This window comes from Neobacillus rhizosphaerae (assembly GCF_050477885.1).
GTDB classification, from domain to species: domain Bacteria; phylum Bacillota; class Bacilli; order Bacillales; family Cytobacillaceae; genus Neobacillus; species Neobacillus rhizosphaerae_A.
In genome coordinates, this window is the sequence record NZ_JBCNAC010000097.1 from 25,863 (window position 1) to 32,713 (window position 6,851).

At 38.2% G+C, this 6,851-nt stretch carries 8 protein-coding genes; 1 reads left to right on the top strand and 7 read right to left on the bottom strand.

The features are described from left to right. Positions 1 to 176 precede the first annotated feature (176 nt). Genes ABES03_RS13400 through ABES03_RS13430 form a run of 7 tightly spaced genes read right to left on the bottom strand, consistent with a single transcriptional unit; the run spans position 177 to position 5,758 of the window. Positions 177 to 1,154, bottom strand: coding sequence for a biotin--[acetyl-CoA-carboxylase] ligase (locus ABES03_RS13400; protein WP_430117763.1), 978 nt, complete (start codon positions 1,152 to 1,154; stop codon positions 177 to 179). Further along, a complete protein-coding gene (locus ABES03_RS13405) occupies positions 1,139 to 2,338 on the bottom strand; it encodes a CCA tRNA nucleotidyltransferase (protein ID WP_430117764.1) in 1,200 nt (399 codons plus the stop codon). Before ABES03_RS13405 ends, ABES03_RS13400 begins: the two co-directional genes overlap by 16 nt. A gap of 10 nt (positions 2,339 to 2,348) precedes the next feature. Beyond that, on the bottom strand, positions 2,349 to 3,473 hold the full coding sequence (gene bshA, locus ABES03_RS13410; RefSeq protein WP_430117765.1) for an N-acetyl-alpha-D-glucosaminyl L-malate synthase BshA: 1,125 nt from the start codon (positions 3,471 to 3,473) through the stop codon (positions 2,349 to 2,351). A gap of 5 nt (positions 3,474 to 3,478) precedes the next feature. Then, positions 3,479 to 4,189 carry a bacillithiol biosynthesis deacetylase BshB1 gene (bshB1, locus tag ABES03_RS13415; RefSeq protein ID WP_430117766.1) on the bottom strand — a complete coding sequence of 237 codons (711 nt, stop codon included), beginning with the start codon at positions 4,187 to 4,189 and terminating at the stop codon, positions 3,479 to 3,481. After that, positions 4,179 to 4,598 carry a methylglyoxal synthase gene (gene mgsA / locus ABES03_RS13420; RefSeq protein WP_430117767.1) on the bottom strand — a complete coding sequence of 140 codons (420 nt, stop codon included), beginning with the start codon at positions 4,596 to 4,598 and terminating at the stop codon, positions 4,179 to 4,181. The genes bshB1 and mgsA overlap by 11 nt, the downstream gene beginning before the upstream one ends. A gap of 9 nt (positions 4,599 to 4,607) precedes the next feature. Continuing rightward, a complete protein-coding gene (gene dapB / locus ABES03_RS13425; RefSeq protein WP_430117768.1) occupies positions 4,608 to 5,411 on the bottom strand; it encodes a 4-hydroxy-tetrahydrodipicolinate reductase in 804 nt (267 codons plus the stop codon). Between the two features lie 5 nt (positions 5,412 to 5,416). Further along, on the bottom strand, positions 5,417 to 5,758 hold the full coding sequence (locus ABES03_RS13430; RefSeq protein WP_430117769.1) for a nucleotide pyrophosphohydrolase: 342 nt from the start codon (positions 5,756 to 5,758) through the stop codon (positions 5,417 to 5,419). Positions 5,759 to 5,962: 204 nt separating this feature from the next. Here ABES03_RS13430 and ABES03_RS13435 point away from each other — a divergent pair, with 204 nt between their 5' ends. Then, a complete protein-coding gene (locus ABES03_RS13435; RefSeq protein WP_430117770.1) occupies positions 5,963 to 6,835 on the top strand; it encodes a YitT family protein in 873 nt (290 codons plus the stop codon). Positions 6,836 to 6,851 lie beyond the last annotated feature (16 nt).

The following is a 6,851-nucleotide window of genomic DNA, read 5'->3' on the forward strand; positions in this document are numbered from 1 at the left end:
GATCCCGTTACTCTTTTGCATGTTCCATCCCTCTGTCCCGGTCCGTTATACGGATCTAGGCAGAAACCTTTTTAATTGTTAGTACATGAAAATAGCGGTGCAGTTCGCAAGGATACTGCCCAACGACTTTATCATACAAAAAGTACAAGATTCACGCAAGTATTATCTCACAGCCCTTATAATTCAATATCGGCTGAATAAATATGGTGAATGACACCAGTCTCATCCTCCAATTTTAATACTCCATCATCTGTAATCCCTAACGCTCTACCTTCAATAGTTGAAGTTAATGTTCTTGCTCTTAGAATCCTGCCAATACTGACTGCATAACTTTCCCATAGTATTTTGATAGGGAGAAAGCCTTGTTCTAAATAAAGCAAATATAATTTTTCGAAGTGCTTAAAAAAACTTCTAATCAATCCTGCACGGGAGACGACTTTCCCTTTTTCTATAAAAAGAGAGCTCGCTGTTTCTTGAATATCTTCTGGAAAGTCTTCTTTCCTCTGATTAACATTTATACCAATACCAATTATGATGGAATGAATTCGATCTGCTTCTGCCTGCAATTCTGTCAATATTCCCGTTATCTTTTTTCCATTTAGCAAAATATCGTTAGGCCACTTAATTTCTGGATTAAGTCCAGTCATCTCTTCAATGGCCTGGACAGCTGCGACAGCAGTTAAGAGGGTTAATTGTGGTGCTTTTGTCAGCGGGATATTAGGACGAAGTATGAGACTCATCCAGATTCCAGTGTATTTAGGAGAATGCCATTTCCTGCTCATTCTCCCTTTTCCTGATCGTTGTTCTTCCGCAATTATCACGGTTCCTTCTGGGACATCCTCAGAGGCCAAGCGATGAGCAATCTTTTGGGTAGATTCTACACTTTCTTCATAATGAATGTCGCGGCCAATGAATTCTGTCGTTAAACCCAATCTTATCTCATCTGCTGTGATTTTTTCAGGTGTTTTAATAATGCGATATCCCTTTTTTCTAACAGCCTCTAATTCAAAGCCTTCTTTTCTTAATTCCTCAATATGCTTCCAGACAGCAGTTCTTGAGCAGCCGATTAGTTCTGCTAACTGTTGTCCTGATAAAAAATCTTCACGTGAATTTGTAAAGGCATCTAGCAATTCTTTTCTTATTTCCGACTGCACTCTGTAAGCCACTCCTTAATCTTCTGTTTATCGTTAACCACTCTTCCCTCTAAAATCGCATTCTCAATTTTAGAAATGGTCTCTTTTAGCCATGGCCCGCCACTTTTATTAAACCAGTTCATTATATCAGTCCCAGTTACAGTTACTTCTGAGCGTTCTTTAATTGGAAGCTCCTCATAGCGTTCGACCCAGTAACAAACCGATTCATCACCTATTTGGTTCGTTATTACTCGGTATAGTCGTTCAACAGAGATTAGGACATCCCGGCCAGCAGAAAATAACTGACTTAGAGACCATTCTTTCTCTAGTCTGATGCTAGTAAATTGTAAAATGAGTTGGATATCCCTAATATCTTTTAACGGAAGACGCCAGTCTCTTAAAAATGATTCGACTTTTTTCCCTTCCAGTTTTAAACAATAAATTAGCAAGGACCACATTTCCTTACTTCCTAAATGATCACATTGATAGTTTACCATCTCTTCTAGAAGCTTCTTATTATTGCTCATTCCAGGCAAATAGGAATATAAATCAGTAGCGAGCAAAAGCTGAAAAGCTTTCTTTCGACTTCTCCCCGATAACAGTTTCTCAAATTCTACTCTCTTACGTTCAATCGCTATATATTCAAGTAAATGTGTATGTTTTCTTAAGGCATTCAATGTTTCCTGTTCAATTGTAAAGGAAAGCTGGCTTACAAAGCGTACCGCTCTCATCATTCTTAAGGCATCCTCGTGAAAACGCTCCTCTGCTAGACCAACTGTTTGAATGACTTTTCTCCTTATTGCCGACTGTCCATCAAACGGGTCAATTATGATTCCATTTCGGTCCATCGCAATCGCGTTCATCGAAAAATCTCTTCTCTGTAGATCTTCTGTTAGATTACGAATAAAGGAAACCTCCTTCGGCCTACGAAAATCCTGATACTCTGCTTCAGACCGAAAAGTAGTTACCTCATACGATCCATTATTGAACAGAACAAGGATTGTTCCATGTTCTATTCCAATATCAACAGTCTTAGAGAAGATTCTTTTCACTTCTTCAGGAGTTGCAGATGTCGCAATATCCACATCACTAATTTGCTTTTTTAATAGGTAATCTCTAACCGAACCGCCAACAAAATAGGCTTCATAACCAGCATCTTCTAGCATTTTTAGGACAGGAATGGCTGATAAAAAAGGTTCTATCATACACTTCACCTTAATTCATTAATTTAAAATATATTTGTTCGTATTGTTCTACAATTTTGTCGGCCATAAATTTTGTTTTTACTGTTTCCATTGCACGATTAGAAAAATCAAGATGAAGTTGACGATCACTTAACAATGATATCGCTTTAGTGGAGATATCCTCTATATCTCCAACCTCACATATAAATCCGTTTTGACCATGTTGAATGACTTCTGGAACTCCACCAACATTCGTACCAATGCAAGGTACCCCACATGCCATAGCCTCTAAAGCCACGAGCCCAAAGCTTTCCTTTTCAGACAACAATAACTTTAAATCACTGATGGAATACAATTCCTCAAGATTCTCTTGTTTACCAAGAAAAATGACCCGATCTTCCAGTGCGAGTTGTTTAACAAGTTTACACACTATGGATATTTCAGGACCATCTCCGACTAATAATAGTTTAGCAGGCATGATTGCAGATATTTTCGCAAAAGTTTTCACGACATCCTGAACTCTTTTAACGGCACGAAAATTCGAAACATGGATAATGACTTTCTCGTTCTCATTTATTTCAAATTCAGCTTTCAAGGATGAGGAATTAGTCTTTTTGTAAATCCGCTCATCTATAAAATTATAGACGGTTTCGATTTGTTTATCCGGATGAATAAGTTCATACGTTTGATTTACTAATGCGTTCGATACAGCCGTAACAACATCAGATTTTTCAATTCCAAATTTAATCGCATCCGTTAAGGATGGATCATAACCTAGCACAGTAATATCTGTCCCATGTAAGGTGGTGACAATCTTAATATCACGATTACTCATTTGTTTGGCTAATATAGCACAAACAGCATGTGGTATTGCGTAATGGACGTGAAGTACATCCAGTTTTTCTCGATTTGCAACCTCCGCCATTTTACTAGCTAATGCAATATCATAGGGTGGGTATTGAAAAACCGAATACTGATTAACTTCAACCTGATGGTAATATATATTGTGATACATTTTGTTTAGCCTAAACGGCATGCTCGAAGAAATGAAATGAATTTCATGTCCTCTTTCTGCAAGCATTTTACCCAACTCTGTTGCTACTACTCCCGACCCTCCCACAGTTGGATAACAAGTAATACCTATTTTAAGTTTCATTATGGTTAATCTCCTATCAAATCACGATCCAAGAGTACTGGTACTTTTGTTTTAAATCCTTCTGCATAGCTTACACCGACCAATTTTCCAAACATTCTTTCTCTTGCTTCCACCGTTTCAATATATCCATTTACTAATGGAGTATCAATACTTTGATCACTCTGTTCAAACTGGCTCCGGTAGGCACGTAGGGCAGAAAGTTTTTTATCAATGAATGGAGAAATATCAATAGTAAAGTCAGGCTTATGAAACCCATTTATCATATAGAAATATACTTTCTCTACTCGATGTGGTTCCATTTCTACGCCTGTATGATATTTTTTTATCCCTGCAGAAAAAACCGCCTCCTCTACAAGACGGGAACAATTGCCATGATCTGGGTGGCGATCCTCAAAATAGGGTGCAAATACAATCTTGGGTTTATGTGTTCTGATGACAGTTACTATTTTTTTTATGTAGTCTTCATTTAAGAATAATCCTCGATCAGGCATTGAAAGGGAAGCTCTGTAGGATACACCTAAAATGTCTGCTGCACGAGCTGCTTCTTCTTTTCTTAATTCAACGTTCCCATTAGAAGAAAGATTAGCATCCGTTAAATCGCAAATTCCTACCCTTTTTCCTTCTGAAGAAAGCTTCAAAAGGGTTCCGGCCATGCCAATTTCTACATCATCGGCATGGGCCCCAAAAGCTAGGATATGTAAAAGTTCACCCTTCATTTTCTTCACCAGTCTTTTTTACAATATTTCTCCAATCGATTAACCCCAGCTCCAAACCTCTAATCAGTAATTCAGCCGTACCCATGTTAGTTGCTAGAGGGATAGCATACACATCACATAATCTAACCAAAGCGGTCACATCCGGTTCATGTGGCTGCGCTGTTAGTGGATCACGAAAGAAGAAGATAGCATCCATTTTATTTTTTGCAATCAATGCACCGATTTCCTGATCACCACCAAGCGGACCTGATTGAAAACGCGTCACTTGTAAGCCGGTGGCCTCGCTAATTCTCAATCCTGTGGTTCCAGTAGCAAATAGAGTGTGTTTCCCAAATATCACTTGGTATGCCGTGACAAATTGTACTAAATCATTTTTTTTATTATCATGCGCTATTAATGCAATGTTCATAATTCACCTCTATTCTAAAATATTTTCAAGTCCATAAACAAAGGACGGATTCTTCATGACTGACTCTACCGCTACCTTTACACCTGACATAAATGAGCTGCGGTTGTAAGAGTCATGACGAATGGTTAACGTTTGACCATCTGAACCGAATAAAACCTGCTGATGTGCAACCAATCCCGGCAATCGAACGGAATGGACGTGCATTCCATCAAATTCTGCACCACGTGCACCAATTATTGTTTCCTTTTCATTAGGATGCCCCTGTCTCTTCGCATCTCTTACAGCAGAGATCATCTCAGCTGTTTTTACTGCCGTACCAGAGGGGGCATCAAGTTTTTGGTCATGATGCATTTCAATAATTTCGACATCGTTAAAGTATTTAGCAGCCATTTGCGAAAACTTCATCATTAAAACCGCACCGATTGCAAAATTTGGTGCGATAATACAACCTAAATGCTTTTCTTCACAAATTTGCTGTAATTCATCTAAATTTCCTTTGGAAAAACCTGTTGTACCAACAACAGGGCGGACATTAAATTCCAGTGCCGTTTTGGCATGGTACATGCCAACCTCTGGAGTGGTTAAATCAATTAACACATCTGCTTCTATACTTTGAAGGCATCTCACAATATCTGTATATACGGGCACACTTGATATTGATTGAAACCCCTCAATATCACTAAGCATCATCCCATCAAATTTATGATCAAGTACCGCTACTAGTTCAAACTGTTCTGTATTTGTTACTAGCTTCACAGCTTCGCTCCCCATACGTCCACGAGGGCCAGCAATAATAATCTTAACTTTACTCATCTTCTTCACTCCATATTTTCTTGATTAATTCTTGTCCAGCGATCCTTATCCCTAGTATTGAATTTGTTCATGACCATATCATGAGCCTCTTCCAGATCAATATGTAAGGAATTAGCTAAACAGATGATTACAAAAAGAAGATCGCCAAGCTCTTCCTCTATGGCCTTTTCAGTTTCACTTGACTTTTTTGGTTTCTCACCGTAGTAATGATTGACCTCTCTCGCTAACTCTCCCAATTCTTCAGTCAGTCTAGCAAGCATAGCCAAAGGACTAAAATAGCCTTCTTTGAATTGCCCAATGTATGTATCAACCTCTTTTTGGAGTTCTTTCATTGACTTAGCAACCATTTATTTTCACCTCTTTTCCTGAACACCAGTAAACCTTACTTAATTACTATATATATCTTTTTTTATGTTAGCTAAATTAAGGCTGTTTTACAAATGTTTTCGTTTGTAACAGGCACTTTTCGCCTTCGCATTGCTCTAACCATATTAATTCGCTATAATAAGAACCGCCATAAGAGAGAAATATATGGAAGAGGAGGCATGATCATGATATTTGGTCTTAAAATAAAAAATATTCTTTTCATTTTATTAGGAGCTGCCATTTTTTCATTTGGACTAGTAAATTTTAATATGCAAAATAAACTTGCTGAAGGCGGCTTCACTGGGATAACACTATTGCTATACTTTTTGTTTGGCTGGAATCCCTCTTATACAAACCTAATCCTGAATATCCCCCTATTTTTTATCGGCTGGAAAATGCTAGGAAGAAATGCATTTTTATATACAATCATCGGAACCGTTGGCGTTTCCATTTTTCTATGGATACTTCAACGCAATCCTGTTGAAATGCCCCTTAAGAGCGATTTAACGTTAGCCGCCTTATTTGCAGGTGTTTTCGCTGGGATTGGCTTAGGAATCATTTTTCGTTTTGGTGGTACGACGGGTGGCGTTGATATTATCGCCAGGCTTGCCCAAAAGTTTTTAGGTTGGGGAATGGGCAAAACGATGTTCCTTTTTGATGCCTGTGTCATTACGCTCTCATTAATTTTATACTTAAATTATAAAGAAGCTATGTATACGTTAGTGGCTGTTTTTGTAGGAGCAAGGGTCATAGATTTCATGCAAGAAGGGGCGTACTCTGCAAGAGGAGCCATGATTATCTCTGAAAGTAACGAACAAATTGCCCAAAAAATTATGGAGGAAATGGACCGAGGAGTTACTGCTCTTAAAGGTTACGGTTCTTATACTAAAAACGAACGTGACGTTTTATATTGTGTTGTAGCTAAAAATGAGTTAATCCGACTTAAAAATTTAATTACTTCGGTTGATCCACACGCATTTATTTCGATTTCGGTCGTTCATGATGTTCACGGAGAAGGATTTACACTGGATGAAAATAAGATGCCAATAGGCGATTAAGAAAAGCGCAAGCGCC